We start from the raw sequence: 26468 nt of genomic DNA, 5'->3' as shown, positions 1-26468 counted from the left end.
GCGGGGCCGGTCGCAGTCAACGAAGGTGTCCGGGATCGGTCACCACGACAATGGGGGCCCGGGCGACCCCGGGCCCCCATTGCTGTCGTTACTTGGCGATCGTGTAGCGGAGCTGGTCGGAGCGGAGGACGTCTCCGGAGACCTTCACGATGCGCAGGGTGTGGTTGGCGTCCTTCAGGTCCGACTTCGCGAAGACCCGCTGGAGCGTGGTGCGCTCCGCGTTCTGCAGGTTCACCCGCTGGACGAGCTTGCCGTCGACGAAGATGTCGGCGTTGCCCTGGTCGGGCGCCTTGGCGGTGATCCACTCGACCGACGTACCGCGGAAGGTGAAGCTGACCGAGGCGCCGTTGGCGGTGGTGGAGTGGATGTCGTCGCGGTAGTCGCCGCGGAAGGTGAAGTCCAGGGCGCTGTCACCGGTCGCGAGCTTGGCCAGGTACTCCTTCTTCAGCGTGATGTTGCGTCCGGCAACGGTGTAGTCGGTGCCCTTGACCAGCGCCGTACCGGCCTTGGCGATCGACGCCAGCTCGCTGGAGTCGCGGGCCATCTCGACCGTGACGTCGGCCGGGGACAACTTGTCGAAGGCCACCGCACTCGGGTTCAGCAGGCTGATCTGCCGGACGTCGAGCTTGTCGACCAGCATGAACTGACCCGACTTCTTCACACCCCGGATCGTGTGGGTGCCGTTCGGCAGGTCGGAGATGCTGAACACCTTCTGCTGCACGCCGCGTCCCTCGGCCTGGTGGGTGTCGACGGTCTGCTTGAGCTCGCCGTCGATGTAGATCTCCACCTCGCCCTGCGACTCGTGCGTCTCGGTGTAGTAGTCGACGCCGGTGCCGACGAACGTGTGCGTGAACGCGTCGCCGTTGGCCTCCGTGTACTGGACGTCGTCCTGGTAGTCGCCCATCCCGCGCCCGGTACTGCGGCTCCACGAGCCGGTGTAGTTGATCTGCGCGTCGTCGTTGTTCAGCGTCACGGTCCGGACACCGGCGTTGTTCGCCGGCGGCGGCGTGGCCGTCCCGGTGTCGGTCACCTTGACGGTCAGCGGCTCGGAGACCGCGGCGACCTCCTTGTTGCCGTTGCGCTGCCACTCGCCGTCGTACTGCGCGCGCAGGTCGTCGTCGTTGACCCGGATCGAGGCCTTCTTCTGCGGCGTCACCTTGAACAGCCGGGCGCCGTGCGGCGGCACGACCTGCGCGGTGTAGCCGGTCTTGAAGTCGCCCAGGTTCTTGTTCGCCCACAGGTCGCGCACCGAGGCGCTGCCGTCCAGTCCGAGGTCGGCGAAGTTCGCCGTCATGTTCGCCTCGGTGGTGCCGAGGTTGAACAGGGCCACGGTGTACGAGCTGTCCGCGTTCAGCGAGTACCAGACCTGGCGGTTGGTCTTCGTCGACACCGGCTGCGCGGGCCGGCCGGCCTGGTTCACCGCGATCACCTCGCGGTTGGTCAGCAGGTCCAGGCCGTACTGGTCGAGCTTGGTCATGTCGTTGCCGACGTAGAACGGCGCGGCCGAGACCGCCCACAGCGTGGCCGCCGTACGGCGCTCGTCCTTGGTCAGGCCGTCCATCGTGCCGTTACCGACGTTGAGCGAGTCGAGGTCGTTCCAGCCGCCGGGCCCACCGTGGCGCCACCAGTCGGCCACCTTGGGGAACAGCCGGGAGATGTTCGGCCACGCGGTCAGGGCCTCGTTGGTGCAGTAGCACTCGACGTCCCAGTCGACGCGCCAGCCGTTCGCGACCGACTTCCAGTAGTCGGCGTACCGGATGTCGAGCGCCCAGGAGAGCTCGAACCAGATCTTGTGCCGGGTCAGCGCCTTCGACCAGCCCGCGACCTCGTCCCGCGCGTCGAGCGACAGGTCGTTCTTGCCCGAGCCCGGCGTGACGCTGTCGAACTTGAGGAAGTCGATGCCCCAGCTCGCGAACAGGTCCGCGATCGAGTCGATGTACTTCTGCGCGCACGGGTTGTCCATGTCGATCCGCCAGCCGAAGCCCCAGTAGTCGCCCTGCTGCTTCGGCTCCTTGGCCAGGTTGCCGGTGGTGCAGCCGGGGGCGCCGTAGATCGGCAGGTTCGCCTTCAGCACGGCGTCGGAGATGCCCGGGATGCTGTAGATCCCGATCTTCTGGCCGTTCTTGTGCACGTGGTCGATGACTTCCTGGAAGCCGTTCGGGTACAGCGTCTTGCTCGGCGTCGGCCGGCCGTACGCGTCGATCCCGTCGTTCCAGGCGGCGTCGATGTTGATGTACTCGTAGCCGAACGGCTGCAGCTTCTTGTGCATCGCGTCGGACTGGGCCTTGATCTGGGCCGCGGTGATCCACTTGCCGCCGAGCGGAGAGTAGACCTCCATGCTGTAGCTGCTCCAGCCCATGTAGGGCTTGGCCGCGACGGCGCCCGCCGGCGCGAGCGGATCGGCGGCCGGCGGGGTGGTGGTCGTCGTCAGGTCGGCCTGGCCCACCGCGGTGGTCGTGCCCGGCGTGATCGGGGCGGCCGACGCCCCCAGCGGCAGCAGGACGGAGACGGCAAGCCCCGTGATCAGGCCTCGAATAGCCCGCGCTCGACGGGATCTGGTCATGAGCAGTGACCTCTCTGTGGACTTCGAAGGAGGCCTATCGATCAGACGGATCAAATAGGATATTGGAACCCTGAAGGCTGCTCCCAGCGATGTCAAGACTTAGTGTCCTGTGGAAAGAAATTAGCGTCAGCGCCCGGTCGTGCCGTCGAGCTGTTCCCGGAGGATGTCGGCGTGCCCGGCGTGCCGGCCGGTCTCCTCGATCAGATGCACCAGCACCCACCGCCGCGACGGCTTCGCTCCCTTGCGCGGCGGCCCGGGCGCGGGTGACTCCAGGTCCGCCCAGCCCGCGATCGTCTCGTTCGCCCGCTCGACGACCTCGCGATAGCTCGCCAGCACCCCGTCGACGGTCTCCTGAGTCGTCGGCCGAAACGTCTGCTGCCAGTTCCGGACCGGCTCTCCCAACAGGTAGAAGCGCTCGACCGCCGTCACATGCTTGACCAGCCCGAGCAGGTTGGTCCCCGACTCGACTCCCGCGGTCCTCACCTGCGGCTCGGGGACACCGACGACCTTGCCCGCGATCGCCGCCCGCAGGTAGTCGAGGAACCCTTGGAGCGTCGCCTTCTCGTCCGCCCCGGTCCGCGGCAGCCCGACGTCCTTCATCGGTCGGCCCGCTGGATGACCAGCACGGTGTCCGTTACCGTCGCGGTCTCGCCGCCCGGACCGACGGCCTCGCGTTGCGGGCTGTCGGCCCGGCGTACGGGCCACTGCTCGGGGTCGAGGTCGAGCTCGGCCGCGAGGTCGCCGGCGGTGGGGAACTGGGCGTTCTTGTCCTGGTTCCACGACCAGGGCGCGATGGAGCCGTGGTCGACGAGCAACAGGAGACCGCCGGGGCGCAGGGCTTGCGCGGCGGTTCGGAGGACTGTGCTGCGAGGGAAGTCGAAGCGAGTCTGCAGGTACTGCGCGGAGACGAGATCGAAGGTTCCGTCGGGGAAGGTGTTGGACAGGTCGTGCTGTACGGCGGTGACGCTGCCCCGCAGCCCAGCGGCTTCGAGCTCTCGCGCGAGCGCGCCGACCTTCGCGACGGCGGTGCTGGAGATGTCCACCGCGGTGACCTGCCAGCCGCGGCGCGCGAGCCAGATGGTGTCGCCGCCGGCGCCGCAGCCCAGATCGAGTGCGGCGCCGGCGGGCAGCGGCTCGGCGGTCTCCATCAGCAAGGGGTTCACGCGGTCGCCCCAGGTCGGGTGGTCGTCGTACTGGGTGTTCCAGAAGGTCTCTGCGGTCATGTTCGCCAGCATCGGCCGAGGACTTCCGGTCTTGCAAGGAATGTTGCGGATCCGCATGATGTGGCTATGGGCAACATGGAGAACGACGTACTGGCCGGCGTCGGTGGGCGGTTGCGCGGGTTGCGCCGGGCACGCGGGACGACCTTGGCCGCACTGGCGACGGAGACCGGGCTGACGGCGAGCACGTTGTCGCGGCTGGAGAACGGGAAGCTGCGGCCGACGCTGGAGCAGCTGCTGCCGCTGGCCCGGGCGCACGGCGTACCGCTCGACGATCTGGTCGCGGCGCCGCCGACCGGTGATCCGCGGATTCATCTCCGGCCGGTACGCCGGTCCGGGTTGACCATCGTGCCGCTGACTCGGAGGGCGGGCGGAGTGCAGGCGTACAAGGTCGTCTACCCGCCCGCCGGCCGGGCCTCGACGACGAAGCGGCAGACGCACGAGGGGTACGAGTGGTTCTACGTGCTCACCGGGAAGGTCCGGTTCGTGCTCGGCGACGAGGAGTACCTGCTCGGCGAAGGCGAGGCCGCCGAGTTCGACACCCGGGTGCCGCACTGGATCGGCAGCGCGGACAAGCGATCGGCGGAACTGCTCACGCTGTTCGGGCCGCAGGGCGAGCGGGCGCATCTGGCGCCACGCACCTGAGGCCGGTGCGCTTCTGCCAGTGGCGGCCGGAGCGCAGGTGGGTGACGAAAGCGCGTTGCAGCGTGGTCTTCTGGGGCACGCGAGCGAGGTCCTCGGCCAGCACGGGACCGTCCGGTGCGAAGACGCTCAGGCCGGTCCGCATCATGTCGCGGTCGTCGTCGTGCGGATCCTCGGACGCGACCGCGGGGAGCAGCGTGAAGCGGCGCTGGAAGCGCAGGATGTTGGAGTCCTCCGGCAGGTACTCGGCCAGCTGCGGATCGAGCAGCCACGACCGGCAGATGAACGACGAGACCGGTTCCTCCGGGTAGCAGCGCTCGAACATCCGCGCGGCCTCGGCGATCGACTGCTCGGAGGTCTCGGGGTCGAGCGGGCCGATCGGCGGTACGTGGACCATCAGCACGTGCCCGGCGACACCGTCGCCGAGGCCGAGCTGCGTCCGCGTGAACGAGTGCCGGCCGATCTCGAAGTCCGCACCGCGGAACCGCAACGGCGGCCCCCACAGCGGGATCAGCCCGACGCCCGGCCGCCCGGCGATGTGCCGGTGCGAGCCCATCACGCCGCCGAGCGCGGAGACGGTCGCACGCGTGACCGTCTCGGGCACTCCCCGTCGTCCGTGGACGTCGACCAGCCGCGGCAGGCTCGAGAGCAAGGCCCAGGCGCCGGCGAACATCCCCACCGGCGACGAGTCCGTCGGCACCATCGGCCACCCCTGGAAGCCTGTCGACGGGACTGGTTGCTCGAGGTCCCGCTCGAGACTGCCCGCCAGCGCGGACACGATCGTCCACCACTCGGGGTCCTTGTCCGGGTCCGGTCGCGCGGCGAGCATCGCCCGCCGATCGTCGTCCACCACCCCGCAGTACTCCATCAGGCTTTCGGGATCGTCCGGAAGCTGTACGCCGTCACGGGCCGGCAGTTGCCGCACCCACTGACGTCCCACGGTCGAGAACCCCACGTGCTGGGCGGCTCGGTCCAGGTCCATCGTTCGCGTCCCCTCGTCGAAGCTGTCGCTTCGACCACACCACGGGCCGTGCGGCCCGCGCACGACCTACATGACGCAGGTCACACGCGAACGGCGTCGCCGGACTTGTCCCAGTTGTCGCGCAACCGGTCGAGGTACGACTGCGCCTGCGACCCGGGCTTGCGGCCGTTGGCGAACAGCCGCATGTTGCCCCGGCCGGCGTTGTAGCCGAGGGCAACCAACTCGTCCTTGGTGAGCTTCGTCCGGAGGCGGTCCGGCAGTCCCCTCGCGAGATCGCTCAGGTGCCAGGCGGCGGCTTCGATGGCCAGCTCGGGGTGGTCGGGCAGCTCGTTCCAGGTCCGGCCGGGCATCCGGCGTCCGCGCTGGGTGTCTTCGAACGCGGCCTCGTGCATGTTGGCGATGCCGAGCGCCGGGTTGGAGTCGATTTTCTGCCAGGAGCGCTCGAACTCCGGGTCGTGCGGTTTGTACGACTCGTTGTAGAGGATCGCCATCAGCAACTGCGGATTGACCTTCGCCGCGGCCGCCGACTTCCGGACCTGGACGGCGAAGTGCGCGGGGTCGTAGTCCGTCCACCAGTCGGTGGAGGTCGGCGTCGGCTTCGGCGCGGGTTTGGTTGCCGACGACACCGGAGCACTGGGCTTGGCGTCACCGTCCGGCTCCGGACCGCGCGCGACACACGCCGCGACGCCCACCGCGCCGACGACGATCAACCACCAGCCCTTGTTCACCCACACCCCTCATCCCCGTGGCGTCAGGCCACCAACCCTACCGACCGGGCAGCCCCGCGGACCTCCAGCACTCAGTAACCCCACCGAAACCAGCCGAACCAAGCGAGTCCGCGCTCAGCTCGGACCGGAACGCGAGGTTACTGAGTGCTGCAGGTTCGCTCAGCCCTGGGAAGCCTTCAGCATCTCGTCGCGGTCGACGACCTTGATCCGCTCGCGGCCCGCCGCCTCGCCGAGGGACTGCTCGTGGGCGTCGAGGCGGGTCCAGCCCTCGGCGTCGACGACCGTCGCACCGCGACCGGTCAGGTGGGCGACGATCGCGTCGGGGTCGGTGATCTCCGGCCGCGGCAGGCTCTCGACGTCCTCCAGCAGGCAGGCGATCGTCTCGGCCGCATCGGACTTCGTGTGCCCGATCAGCCCGATCGGGCCGCGCTTGATCCAGCCGGTCACGTACAGACCGGGCAGCGGCACCTCGTCGATGTCGAGCACGCGGCCGCGCTCGTTCGTCATCACGCCGGCCTGGTGGTCGAACGGCAGCTCGGGCAGGTGCGACGACAGATAACCAACAGCGCGGTACACCGCCTGCACCGGCGTATCGACGTACTCGCCAGTGCCCCGAACCGTCCCGTCGCCCTGCAGCTCGGTCTTCTCGGTCCGCAGCCCCTCGACGCGATCCGTGCCGAGCACCTCGACCGGCGCGTGGCACAGGTGGATGTGAATGCGATGCGCGGCGCCGGTCGGCTCGGCCTCGAGGTACTTGAGCAGCGTGTCGACGACCAGCCGGGTGCCCTTGCTGGCGTTGATCGCCTTCTGGCTCGCCTCGTCGATCTCGAAGCCCTCGGGGTGCACGATCACGTCCACGTCCGGCGAGTGCGACAGCTCGCGCAGCTCCATCGGCGTGAACTTGATCTGCGCCGGGCCGCGGCGCGCGAACACGTGCACGTCGGTGGCCCGGTTCGCCTTCAGGCCCTGGTACACGTTGCCGGCGATCTCGGTGGTGAGCTGCTCGTCGGCCGGCTTGGCCAGCATCCGCGCGACGTCGAGCGCGACGTTGCCGGCGCCGATCACCGCCACGTGCTCGGCCTCGAGCGGCCACTCCCGCGGTACGTCGGGATGCCCGGCGTACCAGCTGACGAAGTCGGCGGCGCCGTGACTGCCCGGCAGATCGACGCCCGGGATCGCGAGCTCGCGGTCCGCCATCGCCCCGGTCGAGAAGATCACCGCGTCGTAGTACCGGCGCAGGTCCTCGAGCTTGAGGTCGACACCGAACTCGACGTTGCCGAAGAAGCGGATCCGCTCGCGGCCGACGACCCGGTGCAGCGCCTTGATGATCTCCTTGATCCGCGGGTGGTCCGGCGCGACGCCGTACCGGACCAGGCCGAACGGCGCGGGCAGCCGTTCGATCAGGTCGACGTGAGCCCCCTCGTACTCCTTGGTCAGAATGTCGGCGGCGTAAATACCGGCCGGTCCAGCACCGACAACGGCGACTCGGAGCTCTCGCACGATCTCCCCAGACAATAGGTAAGGCTAACCTAAGCAACTTTACCGGCCCGAGACGGCGATCCCAACTTTCGAGACCCACTTCACACGCCCCGGCCGGCCCCGAAATCATCGCCGGGATCGCCGCCGGCGCCCACCACTGCCCGCCGTACGAGACACGTCGGAGACAGCCGTTCAGCCTTCTATACTGCGGATCCCGCAACCTTCGCCTCGGCGTCGGCATCAAGCTCTGTGACGCCCGCCGAACCCTGGGGAGAGCACCGATGAAGGCGAAGAAGACCCTGCTGACCACCATTCTCGCACTCGCCCTGCTGGGCGGATCAGGGACGGTGGCCGACGCCGTTCCGCCGCCCGGTGGACGGTTGCTCTACCTCGAGTTCCCCACCACGACGGTCGATCCCGGCCTGCTGAAGAGCGCCCGGCCGAACGGTCAGGGCGTCCAGGACTTCGGCAAGACCTTGACCTGGTACGCCGGCCCGGACTACTCGCCGGACGGCACGAAGATCGTGTACGCCGACGGCTGGTCGGTGAAGACCGCCGACGCCGACGGCACCGACGAGCAGTGGTTCGTCGACGGGCCGTCCGTACCGGCCTTCCCCCGCTGGTCGCCCGACGGCCAGTGGATCGCCTACGAGGCCGGCGGCATCTTCGCCCGGCGTACGGACGGCTCGGTCACCACGCAGCCGACGTCCGGCTTCGAGGACATCGCAATGGCCTGGGCTCCCGGCGGCCAGCGCATCGCGACCGTCACGAACACCGACCAGGTCCGCATCTTCCAGCTCGGCACCACCGAACCGGTGAAGTCGTTCCCGCTCGCCGCCCCCCGCCAGGTCGACTGGAGCCCCGACGGCAAGACGCTCGCCGTCCAGGCGTCCGGCGACCTGTTCCTGATCACCGTGCGGACGGGCGCGATCAAGCGGGTCACCAACACCCCGGACCTGTACGAGAGCAGCCCGGTCTGGTCACCGGACGGCCGCTGGATCGCCTACGGCAGCGGCACAACCGGCTCCGACGAGTTCGGCAACCCGCACACCGTGGCTCCGGTCGTGCACCTGATGACGAGGACCGGCACCAACCAGCACGCCACTTCGATCGCAGGCGTCCCGACGAGCTGGCGACGCTGACTTTCGCCGGGGATCGACGCCCAGCCGTCACCACGGGAGGACCGGAGCGCTAGTACGCCGCACTGAGTGCTTCGACTACGGCGGCCACCGCGGGTGGGTCGGGCGGGTCGCCGTACGTCGCCGCGTGGATCTGGCGGTGCAGGCCTTTGAGTTCGGTGGTGTGGACGTCCGTACGCCGATGCGCCTGCAACGCCAGCCCGGGCAGCAACGCGACGCCCAAGCCTGCGGCGACCAGCGCCTGGACGACGATGATGTCGTCGCTGTGCGAACCGATCGTCGGCGTGAAGCCGGCCCGTTGGCACACCGCGAGCAGCTCGGCCTCGCAGCGGGTGCACCCGCCGATCCACGCGGCGTCGCGACGGTTCGCGAGACTGTCGTCGGGCTGCTGGCTGATCAGGTGGATCGGGTCGTCGCCGAGGTGGACCAGGCGGAACTCGTCCCGCTCGGCCGGCGCGTTGGCGTACTGGAAGACCAGCGCGACATCGATCTCGCCGTGCCGCAGGAGTTGGAGCGACTCGACCGGGTGGTGGTCGGTCAGGCTCAGCTCGATGCCCGGGTACTGATGGGCGAGCGCGGCGGCGGCTTTCGGCACGATCGTGCTGAGCGCGGACGCGTTGGCGGCCAGCCGGACGCGGCCTGACTGCAGGCCGACCTGGGCCGCGAGTTCATTGCTGGCCGCGTCGACGCGACCGAGGATCTCGGCCGCCCGGTTGGCCAGGAGCTGCCCTTCAGGCGTGAGCCGGATCCCGCGGCCCACGCGCTGGATGAGCTTCACGCCGGTGGCCGCTTCGAGGCGCGAGAGGTGATGGCTGACCGACGGCTGCGAGTAGTGCAGCTCGTGGGCCGCCTCGGTCACCGATCCGTGCCGGGCGACCGCGGCCAGGACGCTGAGCTGGGTCAGGTTGAGCATGCATCAACTTTATCAATGCGTTGGCGCCGATATTGGCATTAGACGTCATACGACTTTCGCCTGATGCTCGAAGCATGAACCCACAACTCTTCGCCGCATTCCTGCTGGCCGCACTGATCATCAACCTCACGCCCGGACCCGGGATGCTGTTCATTCTGGCCCAGGGCCTCACCGGCGGCCGCCGAGCCGGCCGCGCCGCGGCCACCGGTACCGCGACCGGACTGCTCGTGCACACGAGCGCCGTCGCCCTAGGCCTGGCCGCCGTCCTCCGAGCCGCCCCGATCGCCATGGACGGCCTCCGCTTCGCCGGCGCCGCCTACCTGCTGTGGATGGCGTTCCAGTCCCTCCGCAAGTCCGAGCTCACGCCGGTCGTCGCCGGCGAGCCCGTGCCGGACCGGTTCGGCCCGGTCTACCTCCGAGGCGTCGTCAACAGCCTCACCAACCCGAAGATCCTGCTGTTCTACTTGGCCTTCCTGCCCCAGTTCGTCGACCCGACCCTCGGCCGCCAGGCCTTGCAGCTCTTCGTCCTCGGCCTCACCATGCTGCTGATCGGCCTCGCCGTCGACCTCACCGTCGGCAGCGGCGCCGTCCGCGTCGGCCGCTTCCTCCGCCGGCACCGTGCCGCCAACCAGTGGCTCCCCCGCGCCGCCGGTACGGCGTACGGCGTACTGGCCGCCGGCCTCATCCTCGGCGCCGCCTCCTGAACTGTCGGCGCGATCTCCTACGGTCGAACCCATGATCGAGGTACGCCGAGCAACCCCCGCCGACGGCACCGCGGTAGGCGAGATCCACGCCGCCTCCTGGGCCGCCGCCTACGCCCCCTTCTTCACCGAGGCCTTCTCAGCCGGACAGATCCAAAGCCGCCGCACCCGCTGGCACGACCGCCTGCTCAACCCCCAAGGCACCGTCCTCCTGGCCCTCGTCGACACCCACCCCGCAGCCATGACCTGGCTCAACGAATCCGAGACCCGCCCCGGCGTCGCCGAGATCCTCAGCTTCTACGCCCACCCCAACGCCTGGGGCACCGGCGCAGCCCCCACCTTGATGACCCAAACCCTGCAAACCCTCAGATCCCAAGGCTTCCCCAAGGCCCACCTCTGGACCCTGCAAGCCACTCCCCAGTCCCGCCGCTTCTACACGAGATCAGGCTTCACCGAAACCGGCCGAACCCAGTCCCGCGACTTCGGCGACGGCAACCCGTTGGCCCAGGTGGAGTACGAACGCCAGTTAGTTGCCCAGGGCGTCTAGATACGCCTTGCCGCGCGGGCTGAGTTCGTAGCCGACTTCCAGGCTGTGGGTGAGGCCGAGGTTCTTGAGTTTGCGGACGTCGATCTTGAAGCCGGGGGTGTCGCGGTCGAGGGTCGGGGCGAGGTCGCCGGCGCGGGTGGCGGGCTTGGACTGGATGAGTTCGAGGGTCTGGCGGGTCCAGGCGCCGTGGCGGCTCAGCTCGTCCAGGTGGGTGAGCTTGGCGGTGAGTTCCTCGACGTCCGCCGGGGTGAGGTCGGCGTTGTTGGCGAGTTCCTCGCGCGGGTCCGGGCCTTCGAGGAGGTGGAAGCGGATCAGCCAGGTGGGGAGGGTTTCGTCGCCGCGGAGGCGGCGGCGGGCGTCCTTGGCGTTCATCCGGCCGGCCAGGTGCAGCATCTCGTCGTAGTCGGAGATCAGGTCGGGGTTGACCTGCTTGATGCTGTCGATCTCGATCCGGCCCGCGTTGGTGCGGTAGACGCGGCCCTGGATCACCCGCGGTTCGGCCCAGCGCCGGTACGCCGCGGTGATGCGGCCCTCGGCGACGCCTTCGGTGTCGGTTCCGGCGAAGAGCATCAGGCCTCCAGGGCTTTGGCGACGAGCGGAGCGAGCGCGCGCAGCGACTTCCCGCGGTGGCTGATCGCGTCCTTCTCCTCGATGGTCAGCTCGGCCGTCGTGCGGTCGTAGCCCTCGGGAACGAACAGCACGTCGTACCCAAAGCCACCGGTCCCGCGCAGCTCACGGATCACCGACCCGCGCATCTCGCCGCGCAGCACCTCCTCCGAACCGTCGGGCTGCACGAAGGCCACGGCCGCGACGAAAGCAGCACCGCGCCGCTCGTCCGGCACGTCCTCCAGCTGCCCGAGCAGGAGCACGTTGTTCGCGTGGTTGTCCTTCAACGGCCCCGACCACCGCGCCGACAGTACGCCGGGCATGCCGTTCAGCGCGTCGACGCAGATCCCGCTGTCGTCCGCGACCGACGGCAGCCCGGTTGCCGCGACCGCGGCCCGCGCCTTCAGCAGTGCATTGCCCTCGAACGTCGGCTCGGTCTCGGCCGGTTCGTCGTACGCCGGTACGTCGCCCAGCCCGAGCACCTCGATCCCCGGCACGATCGGCGCCAGGATCCGGCGCAGCTCCTCGAGCTTCTTGGCGTTGTTCGACGCGAGCAGCACCTTGCTCATGCCAGCGCCTCCAGCTGCAGCTTCGTCAGCTCCTCGCAGCCGGCGGTGCCCAGCGAGAGCAGCGCGTCCAGCTCGGCGCGGTCGAACGGCGCGCCCTCGGCCGTGCCCTGCACCTCGATGAACTTCCCGTCGCCGGTCAGCACCAGGTTCATGTCCGTCTCCGCGCGCACGTCCTCCTCGTAACAGAGGTCGAGCATCGGAGCGCCGTCGATGATGCCGACCGACACCGCCGACACCGAGCCGGTCAGCGGCTCGCCCTTCAGCGCCTTGCGGTCCCGCAGGTACGACACCGCGTCGGCCAGCGCGACGTACGCGCCGGTGATCGCCGCGGTCCGCGTCCCACCGTCGGCCTGCAGCACGTCGCAGTCGAGCAGGATCGTGTTCTCGCCGAGGGCCTTGTAGTCGACGACCGCGCGCAGCGAGCGCCCGATCAGCCGGGAGATCTCGTGCGTCCGGCCGCCGATCCGGCCCTTCACCGACTCCCGGTCGGACCGCGTGTTGGTCGAGCGCGGCAGCATCGCGTACTCCGCGCTGACCCAGCCCAGGCCAGAGCCCTTGCGCCAGCGCGGAACGCCCTCGGTGACCGACGCCGCGCACAGCACCCGGGTCCGGCCGAACTCGACCAGCACCGAGCCTTCCGCGTGGTCCAGCCACTTTCGCGTCAGGGTCACCGGCCGGAGCTGATCAGGGGTGCGTCCATCGATACGAGCCATGCGGACGAGCCTAAGCCCGAAGGCGTTGCACCCCCGCATCGGCCGGTGGACGGAACTGGCCGAGGACCATCCGGGCCGCCCACGGCGTCAGGTCCCCGGCCCGCCGTCCGAGCCACGGAACGCCCTCCTTCACCATCCACACCGCGTCCGCCCACCGGCTCGGCGGCTCACCGGCACAGGAAAGATCAGGCGGTACGTCGATCCGTACGCCGCGCGCCGCCAGCTCGTCGGCGAACGACCGCGCGAGGCGCCGGTGACCGCGTTCGCCCGGGTGCAGGCGGTCGACCGACCAGAAGTCCCGGCGGTACACCTCCGGGTAGTCGGCCATGTCGAGCCGGATCCCGCCGTACCGCAGGAACAGGTCGTCGTACACGGCGTTGACCTGCTCGATCCGGTTCCACAGCGGCCGGCGCAACCAGCTCGGCAGCCCGAACACCTGCCCGTGGTCGTGGAACCGGACGGTGAGCAGCAGCGCGCCCCGCGCCGTCAGCTGCGCGGCGCACTGGTGCAGGCAGTCGCGGATCTGGCCCGCGTCGAAGGTCGAGCGCAGCGTGTCGTTGACGCCGACGATCAACGAGGCCAGGTCGATCGGGCCATCGCCGGTTTCCGGCATCTGGTCAGCGGTGACCTGGGAGACGGTCGCGCCGCTGGTCGCGTAGTTGGAGAACGTCACACGGTGGGAACTGCCCAGGGAGTCGGCGAGCAGCGAGGCCCAGCCCCGCCACCCCTCCCCCGGACGCGCTCCGGCACCGGAAAGGTCGGTCGTGCTGCCGTACAGCGGATCCCCGACACCCACGGTCGTCGAGTCGCCGAGTGCCACGTAGTGGAGGCTCACGTTCCGTCATGGTGACGACACCGAACGGGTGCTGGGTGAGAGCGAGATGACCGGTCGGGCAACACGGCGGGAGCAAACAGGTGTTGAGGATCGCAAGTGTTCGGACATAGGCTCTTACAAACAACTACGTGCAGGAGTAGTGAACGATGACTGATCTTCGGTTCGGTGTGGTCGGACTCGGCGCGCGCAGCAGCCTGGCCCGGCACGCACACAGGCCGGGCGAGGGCGCCGAGATCGTGGCGGTCTGCGACCCGGTCGAGCAGCAGCGCCAGGCCACCCTGGAGACGTACCCGGACGCCACGGCGTACGGCGACCACCGCGAGCTGCTGGACCTCAAGCTCGACGGGGTCTTCCTGACCACGCCGGACGACCTGCACGAGGACCCGGCGATCGACTTCCTCCGGGCCGGGGTCGCGGTGTTCGTGGAGAAGCCGCTGGCGATCACCACGGCCGGGTGCGACCGCGTGCTGCAGGCGGCGTACGAGAGCGGGACCCGCCTGTACGTCGGCCACAACATGCGGCACATGCCGGTGATCCAGACCATGCGCGAGCTGATCCAGTCGGGTGCGATCGGCGAGGTGAAGGCGATCTGGTGCCGGCACTTCGTCGGGCACGGCGGCGACTTCTACTTCAAGGACTGGCACGCCGACCGGAGCCGGACCACGAGCCTCCTGCTGCAGAAGGGGGCCCACGACATCGACGTGATGCACTGGCTGGCCGGCGGGTACACCACGCACGCGACCGCGCTCGGCGGGCTCGTCCTGTACGGCGGGATCGAGGACCGCCAGGACCGGACCGGGCAGCGGTTCAGCGAGTTCGTGTCGAACGACAACTGGCCGCCGCTGGAGCAGAAGGGCCTGGCGCCGGTGATGGACGTCGAGGACCTGTCGATGGCGAACTTCCAGCTCGACAACGGGGTCTTCCTCAGCTACCAGCAGTGCCACTTCACGCCGGACTACTGGCGCAACTACACCGTCATCGGCACGCACGGCCGGCTGGAGAACTTCGGCGACACCTCCGGCAGCGTCGTCAAGGTGTGGAACAGCGGCCGCTCGGGCTACCGCCTGGACGCCGACCAGGTCGTCGAGGTCGCCTCCGAGGACGAGGGCCATGGCGGCGCGGACCCCAAGCTGGTCGACGAGTTCGTCCGCTTCGTCCGCGACGGCGGCGCGACCCTGACCTCCCCGATCGCCGCCCGCGCCGCGGTCGCGGCCGGCTTCGCGGCGACGACCTCGCTGCGCTCCAACGGCACGCCGATCGACATCCCCGCGCTGGACCCGGCACTGGTCAGCTACTTCGACGGCGGCCAGAACCGCTGAGAGTCCCTGCGGGAGAAGCCACTCGCTGCAAAGCGAGTGGCTAATGGATGCCGTCGGCAAGCAGTTTCAGATCTCGTACACCGCGCCGGGGGTGGCGGTCAGGACCTCGCCGGGAAAGGTGCGGCGGGCGTTCTCGGTCTGCGTGACGCGGTCGTACCACGGCGGCACGTGGGTGATGACGAGTCGCTTGACCCCGGCCCGTTTCGCCTGCTCGCCGGCGTCCGACGGGGTGAGATGCAAATCGCCGGGGTTGTCCGGATTGTTGTCTTGCAAGGCCGCCTCGGACAGCAGGAGGTCGGTGCCGCGGGCCAGTTCGACCAGGGCCTCGTTCGGGCCGGTGTCGCCGGTGTAGGTGATCGACTTGTTGCCGTGCTCAACCCTGATCGCGTACGCCGGGACCGGATGCACCATCGGCGCCGTGCGGACCGTGAACGGCCCGATCTGCTGGCACTCCTGCCAGGTGTGGAACTCCAGCTCCTCCTCCATCCCCGGGTCGTCGGGCAGGTCGTAGGCCAGCGCCATCCGCCCGGCCGCGCCGGGCGGGCCGTAGACCGGGATCCGCGGGAACGGCGACGACGGCGAGTACTTCAGCGCGACGTACAGGCCGCACAGGTCCATGCAGTGGTCGGGATGCAGGTGGGACAAGGCGATCGCGCCGATCTCGTGCGCGGCCAGGTGCCGCTGCAGCGCGCCGAGCGCGCCACTGCCGAGGTCGAGCACCAGGTCGAACCCGTCCGCGGAGACCAGGTAGCTCGACGCAGGCGAGTCCGGCCCGGGGACGGACCCGGAGCAGCCGAGCACGGTGAGCTTCATACCTTGAACATTACCGGCGGGTTGCCGACTCTGCAGGCCACCCCGGAACGTCGCAGAACAGTTGTCTGGCGGGGATAACGCGCGGAACCGGTGCCGTCGACAACATCAGCTGCGACCTGCGTCACACCCGGATCGTCAACGCACCCAGGCGAACTGGTCGACGGTGGTGATGACCGGGCCGAGGAAGCGGGAGCCGATGGTGGCGAAGTCGGACGGGTTGCCGGTGGTGACGAAGCGGTGCTGGGGGTCGGGCAGGGTGTTGTCGCGCAGGAGGCCGGCCTTCGTCAGTACGCCGTACACGTCCTTGGCGCCTTCTTCGGCGCTGCTGACGAAGGTGACCTCGTCGCCCATCACGTACGAGATCACGCCGGTGAGCAACGGGTAGTGCGTGCAGCCGAGGATCAGGGTGTCCACGCCGGCCTCGACCAAGGGGTCCAGGTACTCGTGGGCGGCGGCGAGCAGCTCGGGCCCCGACGTCACGCCGGACTCGACGAAGTCGACGAACTTCGGGCAGGCCTGCGTGGTCAGCTCGACCTGCGGGGCGGCGGCGAACGCGTCGTCGTACGCGAGCGAGGCCGCGGTCGAGCGTGTGCAGATCACGCCGACCTTCTGGTTCCTGGTCGCGGAGACCGCGCGCCGGGCCGCGGGCAGGATGACCTCGACCACGGGTACGTCGTACCGCTCGCGGGCGTCGCGCAGCATCGCGGCGCTGGCAGAGTTGCAGGCGATCACCAGCGCCTTCACACCGGCCTCGACCAGGTGGTCCAGGCACTCCAGCGAGTACTCCCGGACCTCGGCGATCGACTTCGGGCCGTACGGCTGGCGGGCCGTGTCGCCCAGGTACAGGATCGGTTCGTGCGGCAGCTGGTCGAGCACCGCCCGCGCCACCGTGAGCCCGCCGAAGCCTGAGTCGAAGATGCCGATCGGTGCGTCTGCCACACTCCGAAGATTAGCTCCACGCTCCGGCAAGTCCGGCAGCGGGCAGTTCTGAAGTAACCCTTACCTAAGACCGCAGAACGACACGCCGGAGTTATCCACATCTTTACTCTCCGGAATTGCAATATGACGTGACGCGCGCCACTCTGGAGCGATGTATTTGCAACCGCCCCTCGCGACGCCATGAACCTGGCAGTCCACATCGCGGTGGCACTGGGCTCCACCGCCGCACCAGATCCGCAACCGACGAACGCCACTCAGGCGGCCGGACAGGTTGCCGATGCCAACGCCGACACCACCGCCGCCGACATCGCCGGAGCCCTCGGGCCCACCGGGATGCTGATGGTGCTGCTGCTCGCCGTCTGTGCCGCGTATGTCATCTCGCTGTCCCTGCATCCGAACGCCAAGTGCGGTCGTTGCAAGGGCGCGGGCCGGCACCGCGGCGGAATCTTCAGTTACGCCCAACGCCCCTGCACCAGCTGCAAGGGCCGCGGCGTCCATCCCCGGCTAGGACGCAAAGTGCTCTTCAAACAACCCTGATTCCCTGAACCCGGCCGTAGCGCGCTTCCCGCCCGGCGCACCACCCCTGTCAGCCACGCGCGGCCGGAAACTGTCGGAGGCCGCGGGTAACTTCGTGCTGCATGAGCGTGATCCGGATCGTGAGGGCGCGGGAGCACAACCTGCGCGACGTGTCGCTCGACCTGCCCAAGCACCGGCTGGTGGTGGTCACAGGAGTCTCCGGCTCCGGCAAGTCGTCACTGGTGTTCGACACCCTGGCGGCCGAGGCGCAGCGTCAGCTGAACGAGACCTTCAGTACGTTCATCCGCAACCGGCTGCCCAAGTACGGGCAGCCCGCGGCCGACGCGATCGAGAACCTCTCGCCCGCGATCGTGGTCGCCCAGCGCCGGATCGGCGGCAACGCGCGCTCCACCGTCGGCACGGTGACCGACATCCATCCCCTGCTGCGGCTGCTGTTCTCGCGCGCGGGCCAACCGTCGGCCGGCTTCTCGAACCGGTACTCGTTCAACGATCCCGAAGGCATGTGCCAGGACTGCCACGGCACCGGGGTCAGCGCGCGGCTCGTCGAGAGCGAGCTGCTCGACCGGTCCCGCTCGCTGAACGAGGGCGCCTTCCGGTTCACGACCTTCGCCGTCGGCACCTGGTACTGGGAGTACTACGGCGACAGCGACCTCTTCGACAACGACAAGCCGCTCGGCGACTACTCGGCCGCGGAGTGGGAGACTCTGCGTCGCGGGAGCAAGGCCGCCGATCCCCTGCCCGGCACGCCGAACGACTTCGAAGGCGTGGTCGACCGGTTCAACCGGATCTTCCTGCGCAAGGACCTCGGCAAGATGTCACCCAAGCGCCGGGCGGAGTTCGAGCGGCTCGTTCACTCGGGCACCTGCCCGACCTGCGACGGCAACCGGTTGAACGCGGCGGCGCTCGCCTCCCGGATCGGCGGGCACAACATCGCCGAGCTGGCCGCGCTGCAGGCCGACGAGCTGCTCGACGTACTGGAGACCGTCGACACCCCGGAGGCCGCGTCGGTCGTCGAGAGCCTGCGCGACCGCCTGGGCAACCTGGTCACCATCGGCCTCGGGTACCTCAGCCTCGACCGGCCGACCACGACGCTGTCCGGTGGCGAGTCGCAGCGGATCAAGATGGTCCGCCACCTCGGCAGCAGCCTCGGCGACATGCTCTACATCTTCGACGAGCCGACCGCCGGCCTGCACCCGAGCGATGTCCAGCGGTTCAACCAGCTGCTGCGCAAGCTGCAGGAGAAGGGCAACACGGTGCTCGTCGTCGAGCACGACCGGGACGTGATCGAGATCGCCGACCACGTCGTCGACGTCGGCCCGGGCGCCGGCCCGGACGGCGGCGAGATCCTGTACGAGGGACCGGTCGACGGCCTGCGCAGGGCCGGTACGCCGACCGGCCGGTGCATGAACCGGGAGCTCGACCTCAACCGCAAGCCCCGCCAGGCGACCGGCGTCCTGACCGTCGCCAACGCCACCGCGCACAACCTCCGGGACGTCACGGTCGAGTTCCCGACCGGGGTGTTCACGGTCGTGAGCGGTGTCGCGGGCTCGGGCAAGAGCAGCCTGGTGAACGACGAGCTCCGGCGGCGCTACCCCGAGGTCGTGGCGATCGACCAGAGCCAGCTGTCCGGCAACAGCCGCTCGACCCCGGCGACGTACACGGGACTGATGGACGAGATCCGCACCCTGTTCGCCACGGCCCACGGCGTGAGCCCGTCCCTGTTCAGCGCGAACTCCGACGGCGCCTGCCCGAACTGCCGCGGCCTCGGGTTCGTCACCACCGAGCTGGCGTTCATGGACGACCTGAAGTCGCTGTGCGAGGAGTGCGGCGGCAAGCGGTACACGCAGGACGTGCTCGACTACCAGCTCGACGGACGGAACATCACCGACGTCCTCGACCTGACGGTCGGCGAAGCCGCCGGGGTGTTCGCCAGCGAGGTGATCGAGCGCGTCGTCCGGTCGCTCGGCGACGTCGGCCTCGGCTACCTCAAGCTCGGGCAGCCGCTCACCACGCTGTCCGGCGGCGAGGCCCAGCGGGTCAAGCTCGCCACCGAGCTGCGGACGCCGGCCAAGGTGTACCTGATGGACGAGCCGACCACCGGTCTGCACATGGCCGACGTCGACCAGTTGCTCGGCATCGTCGACCGGCTCGTCGACGCCGGCAGCACGGTGATCGCGATCGAGCACAACCTCGACGTCATCGCCGCCGCCGACTGGATCGTCGACGTCGGCCCCGGGCCCGGCCACCACGGCGGCCGGATCCTCTTCGCGGGCACCCCGGAGGCGCTGCTCGACCACCCGGACTCGGCGACCGCCGAGCACCTCCGCGGTGCCCTTGCCCGCTGAGCCGCGAGACGCGCCCTAACCGAGCCAGCGGTCGACGTTGGCGGTGATGAAGTCGTCGTCGCGCAGATGCGGGTACGCCGCCCAGATGCGGTCGATCTCGGCCATCTGGCCCGGCGACAGGTTCTCGCCCGGGTCGAGACACCAGCGGCCCTCGAGCAGCCCCTGCCGGCGAAGCACCTCGTGAATGCCGGGTACACAGCCGTGGAAGTCGTTCGCCACGTCGAAGACCGCGGAGTTCGCGTCGGTCAGGTCCGGCTCGATCGTCAGCAGCCGGCGCAGGGCTTCGTCGTCACCGGAACGGGCCAGCTCGGCATCGTTCAGTACGTCGACCGCGCCGCGCACCCAGACCGCCCACTGGCCGAGCAGCCCGCCGACGAAGGCGAGGTCCGGTTCGGTGACCCCCGGCGAGCGGAACGACGTGATCAGGTCGAGCACGATGTGGTCGTCGTTCCCCGTGTAGAGCGCGATCCGGTCGGCCCGCCCGGACTCCCGGACGCCGAGCACGACGTCGAGCGTCGCGTACCGGTCGAACGGCGCGACCTTGATCCCGGCGACACAGTCGAGTGCGGCCAGCCGGCGCCAGAAGTCCCGCGACAGCACGCGGCCGCCGACCGCCGGCTGCAGGTAGAAGCCGATCACCGGCAGCACCTCGCCCACGGCCCGGGCCCGGTCCAGCAAGGCGTCCTCACTGTTGTCGCCGGCGTCGTACGGCGTGAGCAGTGCCAGGTGGTACCCCAGCTCGGCCGCCAGCTCAGCCTCCTGAACGGCCTGCGCCGTCGGCCCGGTGATGCCGGCCACCAGGACCGGCGAGTCATCCGGGTACTCGCGGGCGACCTCCGCCGCCAGGCCGAGGACCGGTGCCAGCAGACCGCGACCGGGCTCGTGCAAGGCGAACTGGGTCGTATGGACCGCGACCGCCAGTCCTCCCGCGCCGGCCTCCAGGTAATAGCGGCTCAGCGCGCGCTGGCGTCGTTCGTCCAGGCGGAGGTCCGCGTCGAGCGCCAACGGGTGGGCCGGGATGACGCACCCGTCATGGAAGCGCTTGAGAGCTTCGTCGCTCGTCATCAGAACCTGCCGTCGCGGCGCTGGAACTTGGTCGGCTTGCCGTGCCGCGGCAGACCGGCGCTGACCCACGCCGCGACGTCGTCGATCATCGCGCCCAGCGTCTCGTCGGGGTAGCCGAAGAGCTGGTGGCACTTCGAGGCGTTCGAGAGCAGGGCGGTGGGCAGCTCGGTGCCGGTGACGATCGGGTCCTGCTCGAGAATCTGCCCGAACCGCTCGGCCAGCTGACGCACCGAGACGGTCTCCGGACCGGTCACGTTGAGGACGAACGGCGGGCTGGCCGCGTGGTGCAGCGCGCGCAGCGTCACCTCGTTGGAGTAGCCCTGCCAGACGACGTTGGCGTGACCGGTCGTGACGTCGACCGGCTCGCCGTGCCAGACCGCCGACGCGATGTCGAGCAGTACGCCGTACCGCATCTCGACCGCGTAGTTGAGCCGGATCAACGCGACGGGAGTGCCGTTCCGGTCGCTCGCGTCGGCCAGGATCCGTTCGCGGCCGAGGCACGACATCGCGTACTCGCCGACCGGTTCGAGCGGGGAGTCCTCGACGGCACCCCCGCTGCCGACCGGGACGAACGGGTAGACGTTGCCGGTCGACAAGGCCACGATGCGCGCGTCCGGGAAGCGCGCGGCGACCCGGCCGGGCAGGTAGGTGTTGGTGGCCCAGGTGGCGTGCTCGCGGCCCGCCGTACCGAACTTCGCGCCGACCAGGTACACCACGTTGGCCGCATCCGGGACCGTGGCCAGCTCGGCGTCGGAGGAGATGTCGGCGACGTGCACCTCCGCGCCGGCCGCCCGCAGGGAGTCCGCCAGCCCCGGCTCGGTGAACCGCGAGACCGCGGTGACCTTCGTCGGTACGCCGGCGGCCTCGACCGCCCGCAGGGCGAGCCGGACCAGGCTCGGCCCCAACTTGCCCCCCGCTCCCAGGACGACGAGGTCGCCCTCCAGCTTGCCGATGTCCGCCACGAGTTCCGGACGGGGGACGGACAGCCGCTCCTCGAGCTCAGCCACAGTGCGCACGCATGCTCCTGCCCTGGTAGGTCTAATACCGGGCGACCGTAACTGCCATTACGGCTGTCCGTCAATCCTCGACGACCGGCCGGTCGTAACCGCCGGGACGCGCAGCCGCGCGGTAGCAGGCGTCCCGGAGTGCGCGGACGCTAATATAGGTGCGTGATTCTCTCCCTAGCGGCCAGCCGAAATCCCTGATCATGCCTTCAGCCCACGAGGAGGTCACGGTCGGCGTGATCGGCGCCGAGCAGATCGTCCACCGGACGATGGCCCTGGCCCGCGAGCTCGACAACCCGTCGCTGCGGCTGGTGACCGCGGTGTACGACGACGAGCACGACGCGCACGCCCAGGCGAGCCGGATCGCGTCCCGCGTCGACGTCTGCCTGTTCGCCGGTCCGCTCCCGTACGACATGGCCCTGGCCGCGGGTCAGCTGCCCGTTCCGGCGACGTACGTGCCCTCCGGCGGGCCCGCACTGTTCTCGACCCTGCTCCGCGGGGTGCTGGAGAACGTGTTCGACCCGGCGCGGATCAGCGTCGACACCATCTCGCAGCGCGACCTGCAGCACGCCTACGAGGAGATCGGCGTGAAGGTCGCCGGCGTCCGGCTGACCGAGTACGTCGGCCCGGAGTCGGCGGACAGGTTCTTCGACTTCCACCGCAAGCTGTACGAGCGGGGCAAGACCACCGGTGTCGTCACCACGGTCCCGAGCGTCGAGGCCGCGCTGCGCAAGGCGGACATCCCCTGCCTGCGGATGGCGCCGTCGGCGACGACGATCCGCGACGCGCTGACCACCGCGATCCTGATGGGCAGTGGCGCCAAGCTCGAGGAGTCGCGGATCGTCACGATGATCATCCAGGTCCCAGGCTCGGCGCTGCCGGCCCACGCGAGCCCCAGCAACTACTGGTACCAGGAGCTCAAGCTGTCGCTGCACCGGGAGCTGCTGCGCGACGCCCGGCCGATGGACGCGGCCGTGGTTCCCCGCGACGACCACAGCTTCCTGATCGTGATGACGATGGGGTCGTTGCGCCTGGCCACGAACAACCTGTCGATGGCACCGTTCCTCGGCCGGATCCACGAGGAGCTCGGCATCCTGCTGGAGATCGGCATCGGGCTCGGGCGCTCGACCCGTGAGGCCGAGGTGAACGCCCAGTCGGCGGTCGACAAGGCCGCCGCGGACGGCGGGCGGACCGCGTTCATCGTCGGGCCGCGGGACACCGTGCTGCAGCTCCCGGGCGACCGCTCCCACGTTGCCGAGCGGTCGGCGGCGGCACCGGACACCAAGGGCGCGCAGGTGCTCGTCCGGCTGGCCGAGCGACTGGACGCTCTGGGCGACACCGAGCGCGTCGTCGACGCCGAGAAGGTCGCCGAGCTGCTCGGGGTGACCCTGCGGACCGCCCGGCGGTCGCTGCACACGCTGGTCGACGAAGGGCTCGCCTGGCCGATGCCGCCGTCGCACTCGAGCAAGGTCGGCCGGCCCCCGCGGCCGTACCAGCTCCTGGTCGAGAAACTCCCGCGCTGACGATTGCGGTCAGACCCTAACTCCGATTAGTGCTTGCCATATTCCCGGCTGGTGGGGCAGGGTGGCTGGACGCCGTCCATCGCAGGAGGTCTTGTGCCCGCACGTCATGCCGTAGCAGTCGTGATCGACGATGCCGCGACGCAGCGCAGCCAGGAAGGTGGCGCTGACGCCTGGTGGCTCTACGTCACCGAGGTCCTCGGCCACGCCCGGGTTCCGTTCCGGTCGCTGACGCCGGACGAGGCAGCCACCCCGCCCGACGACGTCGCCGTCCTGGTCTTCGCCGGACCGCCGACGCTCGACCCGGCCGCGAGCCCCGGCTTCGAGCGCTGGGTCCGCGCCGGCGGGACCTTCGTCGTGGTGGGCGACCCGGGTCCGCTCTCGGCCGTCGCCGGGGTCACCGCCGGCGGCACTGTCGACGACGGCCAGGTGACGATCCTCGACAGCCCCGTCTGGTCCTCACGCCCGGACGTCGGCCTGCACGCCGTCGGCGGGGTCCGGCTGACGCCGGGCGAGGACGTCGAGGTGCTCGCGCAGTGGGAGCCCACCGATGAGGCCGGCGCGCATCCGGCCGCCGTACTACGCCGGCTCGACGCGGGGCTTGCGGTGACGCTGGGCATCGACGTCTGGCAGAGCATCGTCCGCATCCAGCAGGGCTACACCGTCGACGCCGACGGCGCGCCCGCGGCCGACGGCACCGCGCCCATCGACGACGGCATCCTCAAGTGCGAGGACGGTATGGCGCTCAGCTTCGAGCACGACCGCGCGATGCCGCCGGGCGAGCCGGAGCTGACCGGCCGGTTCGAGCACACCTATCCCCCGCCGTCCGCCGTACCGATGTTCGACCAGCCGCACGCCGACCTGTGGCGCTCGGTCTTCCTGCAGACCGTGTGGTGGGCCGCCGAGCACGCCGCCGCCGTCGTGCCCTGGCTCGGCTACTGGCCCGCGGGGGTCGCCGCCGTCGCCCACATGTCGCACGACTCCGACGGCAACGTCGACGAGCACGGCCAGGCGGCGCTCGACGCCTTCGCCGCGGCCGACGTCGAGGTCACCTGGTGCCACGTGTTCCCCGGCGGCTACTCGCCGGACATCCTCGCGGCGATCACCGCGGCCGGGCACGAGAACGCGCTGCACTACAACGCGATGGGCGACGCCGACCTCGCCACCTGGGGCTGGCCGCAGATCCGCGCGCAGTACGCCTGGGCCCAGGCCGTGACCGGCACCGAGGACATCGTGTCGAACAAGAACCACTACACCCGCTGGGAGGGCTGGACCGAGTTCTACACCTGGTGCGAACGGCTCGGCCTGCAGATCGACGAGTCGCGCGGGCCCAGCAAGCAGGGCAGTGTCGGCTTCCTGTTCGGTACCGCACACGTGTCGTTCCCGATCGCCGACGCGACGCAGGGCAACCGGTACTTCGACGTCCTCAACCTCCCGTTGCACACCCAGGACCTCGCCTGGGCCGGGCACGAGTCGGTCCGCGACGTGATCCTCGACGGCGCCGAAGCGGTCCACGGCGTCGCCCACTTCCTGTTCCACGGGCCGCACCTGCACCTGCGTCCGCTGACGCGCGCGGCATGCGTCGCGGTGGCCGAAGAGGCCCGGCGGCGCGGCATGCCCTGGTGGACGAGCCGCCAGATCAACACCTGGGAGCGCGGCCGTCGCGGTGTCACGCTGTCCGCGGAGGCCTCTGCCGATCAGGACGGCTGGGTCGTCCGGGCGCAGGCGGCGGACGCGATCCCGAGCGCGTCGGTGCTGCTGTCCCTGCCGGGCCTCGACGCCAACGCGGAGCCGGTGGTCCGCGACGGCAAGGGGTCCGCGCGCGTGGTCACCAGGCACGGCCGGTACTTCGTCGAGCTCGAGGTGGATCTCGTGGCCGGCGACAACAACTGGACCGTGGCACTGTCTCGTTGAGTCCCGACCGGCGCCGAGTTCGGCTCGGCGCCGGTTCTTCTCACCTCAGCTGGTGAAGGCGGCGTGCACCTTCCGGAGCGCCGCCGCGATGTCCGCCACGTCGTCGGCCGTGTAGCGCTCGTTCCACGAGATCACCAGCAGTCCACCCCCGGTGATCAGCTGCTCCGTCCGCGGGCACAACCCCTCGGCGTAGCTCGGGGCCGTTGCCAGGGTCAACGGGTAGCCCGACATGCCGTACGTCCGCTGCTCCGTGAACAGCGGCGTGAGGTACAGCGGCCGCTGGATGTACCCGCCGTTGGCCGGGATCCCTTCGGCCCGGAGCGCCTCGCCGTACCGGTGACCGTTGCTGCCGGCAACTGCCTCGTCGACGAAGACCGGAAACTGCCAGTACGCCGTACCAGCAGCCAGCGCCGCGGTCAGGCCGGCCAGCGGCGCGACAGCCTCGGTCAGGATCTCCGCGCTCTTGCGGCGGTCCTCGACGACGCCGGCCAGCTTGCCGAGCTGGGCCCGCGCGACGGCCGCCTGCAGCTCGGTCATCCGGTAGTTGAGCCCGAGGAAGAGGTGCGTGCGCTCGTCGGTGTCCCGCGGCCAGGCCTTGTCGGCGAACAGCCGGGCCCGGCGGGCCAGCGCGGGATCGGCGGTGATGGTGAGCCCACCGTCCCCGGCCGTGATGTGCTTGGACTGCTGCAGGCTGAAGCAGCCCAGGTGCCCGACGGTGCCGGCCAGGGCGCCGTCCGGCGCGCAGCGCGTCAGGTAAGCCTGGGCGCAGTCCTCGATCAGTAGCAGGCCGTGGGCGTCCGCGATCGCCCGCAGCTCGGCGACCGGCGCCGGGACACCGAAGAGGTGGACGACGATGATCGCCTTGGTGCGCGGCGTGATCAGGGCCCGGACCGCGGCCGGGTCGAGGTTTCCGGTCAGCGGGTCGACATCGGCGAAGACCGGCACCGCGTTCTGCGCGAGGATCGGCAGCACGGTGCCCGCGTCGGACAGGCCGGTGGTGATGATCTCGTCACCCGGGTCGGGATCGACGGCCGCGACCGCCAGGTGCAGCGCCGCCGTACCGGACGACGATGCCACGGCGTGCGGCATCCCGTAGTACTGCGCGAACTCCCGCTCGAGGTCGGCCGTCTCGGTCCCGACGGTGCTGTTGAGCTGTCCGCTGCGGATCACGCGGGTGACGGCGGCCACCTCCTCGTCGCCGAGGGTGCGGCCGGCGGCGCTGCCGACGCTCGGGAACGGCCGGGTCCGGACTGGCGATCCGCCCTGGAGTGCGAGCGGCGCGGATGGTTGCGGCACGAGGACCTCCCAGCAGGTGGTCTCCGCCGGCACTCTCGACCGGCGGAGTTTTCTACAGTAACGTAATCCAAGATCCGGT

25 protein-coding genes are annotated in these 26468 nt (G+C 70.0%); 9 read left to right on the top strand and 16 right to left on the bottom strand.

The window, feature by feature from the left end; translation table 11 throughout:
- Positions 1–88: 88 nt before the first annotated feature.
- The 3 genes from HDA39_RS40450 to HDA39_RS40440 form a co-directional block, all read right to left on the bottom strand.
- Entirely contained in the window at positions 89–2563 is a 2475-nt protein-coding gene (locus HDA39_RS40450; RefSeq protein ID WP_184804712.1) for a X2-like carbohydrate binding domain-containing protein, read from the bottom strand.
- Between the two features lie 126 nt (positions 2564–2689).
- A complete protein-coding gene (locus tag HDA39_RS40445) occupies positions 2690–3163 on the bottom strand; it encodes a DinB family protein (RefSeq protein WP_184804709.1) in 474 nt (157 codons plus the stop codon).
- Positions 3160–3786, bottom strand: a complete 627-nt coding sequence (locus tag HDA39_RS40440) for a class I SAM-dependent methyltransferase (RefSeq protein ID WP_184804707.1) — start codon at positions 3784–3786, stop codon at positions 3160–3162. The genes HDA39_RS40445 and HDA39_RS40440 overlap by 4 nt, the downstream gene beginning before the upstream one ends.
- Positions 3787–3852: 66 nt before the next feature.
- Here HDA39_RS40440 and HDA39_RS40435 point away from each other — a divergent pair, with 66 nt between their 5' ends.
- Complete coding sequence (locus HDA39_RS40435; RefSeq protein WP_184804705.1) at positions 3853–4428, top strand: helix-turn-helix domain-containing protein; 576 nt, start codon at positions 3853–3855, stop codon at positions 4426–4428.
- Here HDA39_RS40435 and HDA39_RS40430 read toward each other — a convergent pair.
- From HDA39_RS40430 to HDA39_RS40420, 3 genes are all read right to left on the bottom strand, one after another.
- Positions 4376–5407: an acyltransferase domain-containing protein gene (locus HDA39_RS40430; RefSeq protein ID WP_184804702.1), complete on the bottom strand. Its 1032-nt coding sequence runs from the start codon at positions 5405–5407 to the stop codon at positions 4376–4378. The two genes, HDA39_RS40435 and HDA39_RS40430, sit on opposite strands and share 53 nt — an antisense overlap.
- 80 nt (positions 5408–5487) lie before the next feature.
- Positions 5488–6135, bottom strand: coding sequence for a transglycosylase SLT domain-containing protein (locus HDA39_RS42900; protein ID WP_202893270.1), 648 nt, complete (start codon positions 6133–6135; stop codon positions 5488–5490).
- A gap of 159 nt (positions 6136–6294) precedes the next feature.
- Positions 6295–7635 (bottom strand): FAD-dependent oxidoreductase, encoded by a 1341-nt coding sequence (locus HDA39_RS40420; protein ID WP_184804696.1) that lies wholly within the window; start codon positions 7633–7635, stop codon positions 6295–6297.
- A gap of 260 nt (positions 7636–7895) precedes the next feature.
- Between HDA39_RS40420 and HDA39_RS40415 the strand changes: the two genes are divergently transcribed.
- Positions 7896–8756 carry a TolB family protein gene (locus HDA39_RS40415; RefSeq protein WP_184804693.1) on the top strand — a complete coding sequence of 287 codons (861 nt, stop codon included), beginning with the start codon at positions 7896–7898 and terminating at the stop codon, positions 8754–8756.
- Between the two features lie 49 nt (positions 8757–8805).
- On the opposite strand, the gene HDA39_RS40410 is transcribed toward HDA39_RS40415, so the two are convergent.
- Positions 8806–9666 (bottom strand): LysR family transcriptional regulator, encoded by an 861-nt coding sequence (locus HDA39_RS40410; protein WP_184804691.1) that lies wholly within the window; start codon positions 9664–9666, stop codon positions 8806–8808.
- Positions 9667–9740: 74 nt separating this feature from the next.
- Here HDA39_RS40410 and HDA39_RS40405 point away from each other — a divergent pair, with 74 nt between their 5' ends.
- Complete coding sequence (locus tag HDA39_RS40405) at positions 9741–10370, top strand: LysE family translocator (protein ID WP_184804689.1); 630 nt, start codon at positions 9741–9743, stop codon at positions 10368–10370.
- A gap of 31 nt (positions 10371–10401) precedes the next feature.
- Complete coding sequence (locus HDA39_RS40400; RefSeq protein WP_184804687.1) at positions 10402–10914, top strand: GNAT family N-acetyltransferase; 513 nt, start codon at positions 10402–10404, stop codon at positions 10912–10914.
- Here HDA39_RS40400 and HDA39_RS40395 read toward each other — a convergent pair.
- From HDA39_RS40395 to HDA39_RS40380, 4 genes are read right to left on the bottom strand one after another with little or no spacing between them, the layout of a single operon-like run.
- A complete protein-coding gene (locus HDA39_RS40395; RefSeq protein WP_184804685.1) occupies positions 10894–11484 on the bottom strand; it encodes a hypothetical protein in 591 nt (196 codons plus the stop codon). The two genes, HDA39_RS40400 and HDA39_RS40395, sit on opposite strands and share 21 nt — an antisense overlap.
- A complete protein-coding gene (rdgB, locus tag HDA39_RS40390; RefSeq protein WP_184804683.1) occupies positions 11484–12089 on the bottom strand; it encodes an RdgB/HAM1 family non-canonical purine NTP pyrophosphatase in 606 nt (201 codons plus the stop codon). Before rdgB ends, HDA39_RS40395 begins: the two co-directional genes overlap by 1 nt.
- Entirely contained in the window at positions 12086–12802 is a 717-nt protein-coding gene (gene rph, locus HDA39_RS40385) for a ribonuclease PH (protein ID WP_184804680.1), read from the bottom strand. The genes rdgB and rph overlap by 4 nt, the downstream gene beginning before the upstream one ends.
- A 10-nt stretch (positions 12803–12812) precedes the next feature.
- The gene (locus HDA39_RS40380; protein WP_184804677.1) at positions 12813–13637 is read right to left on the bottom strand and encodes a GDSL-type esterase/lipase family protein; all 825 of its coding nucleotides are present in this window, start codon (positions 13635–13637) and stop codon (positions 12813–12815) included.
- A gap of 146 nt (positions 13638–13783) precedes the next feature.
- Between HDA39_RS40380 and HDA39_RS40375 the strand changes: the two genes are divergently transcribed.
- On the top strand, positions 13784–14956 hold the full coding sequence (locus tag HDA39_RS40375) for a Gfo/Idh/MocA family protein (RefSeq protein WP_184804675.1): 1173 nt from the start codon (positions 13784–13786) through the stop codon (positions 14954–14956).
- A gap of 66 nt (positions 14957–15022) precedes the next feature.
- On the opposite strand, the gene HDA39_RS40370 is transcribed toward HDA39_RS40375, so the two are convergent.
- A complete protein-coding gene (locus tag HDA39_RS40370) occupies positions 15023–15769 on the bottom strand; it encodes an MBL fold metallo-hydrolase (RefSeq protein WP_184804672.1) in 747 nt (248 codons plus the stop codon).
- A gap of 135 nt (positions 15770–15904) precedes the next feature.
- Positions 15905–16708, bottom strand: coding sequence for a glutamate racemase (murI, locus tag HDA39_RS40365; RefSeq protein ID WP_184804669.1), 804 nt, complete (start codon positions 16706–16708; stop codon positions 15905–15907).
- A 180-nt stretch (positions 16709–16888) separates the two neighbouring features.
- Here murI and HDA39_RS40360 point away from each other — a divergent pair, with 180 nt between their 5' ends.
- Entirely contained in the window at positions 16889–17245 is a 357-nt protein-coding gene (locus HDA39_RS40360) for a hypothetical protein (RefSeq protein WP_184804666.1), read from the top strand.
- 101 nt (positions 17246–17346) lie between these two features.
- Positions 17347–19590 (top strand): ATP-binding cassette domain-containing protein, encoded by a 2244-nt coding sequence (locus HDA39_RS40355; protein ID WP_184804663.1) that lies wholly within the window; start codon positions 17347–17349, stop codon positions 19588–19590.
- A 15-nt stretch (positions 19591–19605) separates the two neighbouring features.
- Here HDA39_RS40355 and HDA39_RS40350 read toward each other — a convergent pair whose 3' ends face one another.
- Positions 19606–20655 carry a dihydrodipicolinate synthase family protein gene (locus tag HDA39_RS40350; protein WP_184804660.1) on the bottom strand — a complete coding sequence of 350 codons (1050 nt, stop codon included), beginning with the start codon at positions 20653–20655 and terminating at the stop codon, positions 19606–19608.
- Complete coding sequence (locus HDA39_RS40345; protein WP_184804657.1) at positions 20655–21671, bottom strand: NAD-dependent epimerase/dehydratase family protein; 1017 nt, start codon at positions 21669–21671, stop codon at positions 20655–20657. The genes HDA39_RS40350 and HDA39_RS40345 overlap by 1 nt, the downstream gene beginning before the upstream one ends.
- A gap of 191 nt (positions 21672–21862) precedes the next feature.
- Between HDA39_RS40345 and HDA39_RS40340 the strand changes: the two genes are divergently transcribed.
- Together HDA39_RS40340 and HDA39_RS40335 are read left to right on the top strand one after the other, a co-directional pair.
- Entirely contained in the window at positions 21863–23182 is a 1320-nt protein-coding gene (locus HDA39_RS40340) for a helix-turn-helix domain-containing protein (protein WP_184804653.1), read from the top strand.
- Between the two features lie 93 nt (positions 23183–23275).
- Positions 23276–25093: a polysaccharide deacetylase family protein gene (locus HDA39_RS40335; protein WP_184804652.1), complete on the top strand. Its 1818-nt coding sequence runs from the start codon at positions 23276–23278 to the stop codon at positions 25091–25093.
- A gap of 45 nt (positions 25094–25138) precedes the next feature.
- Here HDA39_RS40335 and HDA39_RS40330 read toward each other — a convergent pair whose 3' ends face one another.
- Complete coding sequence (locus tag HDA39_RS40330; RefSeq protein WP_184804649.1) at positions 25139–26389, bottom strand: aminotransferase class V-fold PLP-dependent enzyme; 1251 nt, start codon at positions 26387–26389, stop codon at positions 25139–25141.
- Positions 26390–26468: the final 79 nt, after the last annotated feature.

It is taken from the genome of Kribbella italica (assembly GCF_014205135.1).
GTDB lineage: Bacteria > Actinomycetota > Actinomycetes > Propionibacteriales > Kribbellaceae > Kribbella > Kribbella italica.
This window is presented reverse-complemented; position numbering and strand designations above follow the sequence as displayed.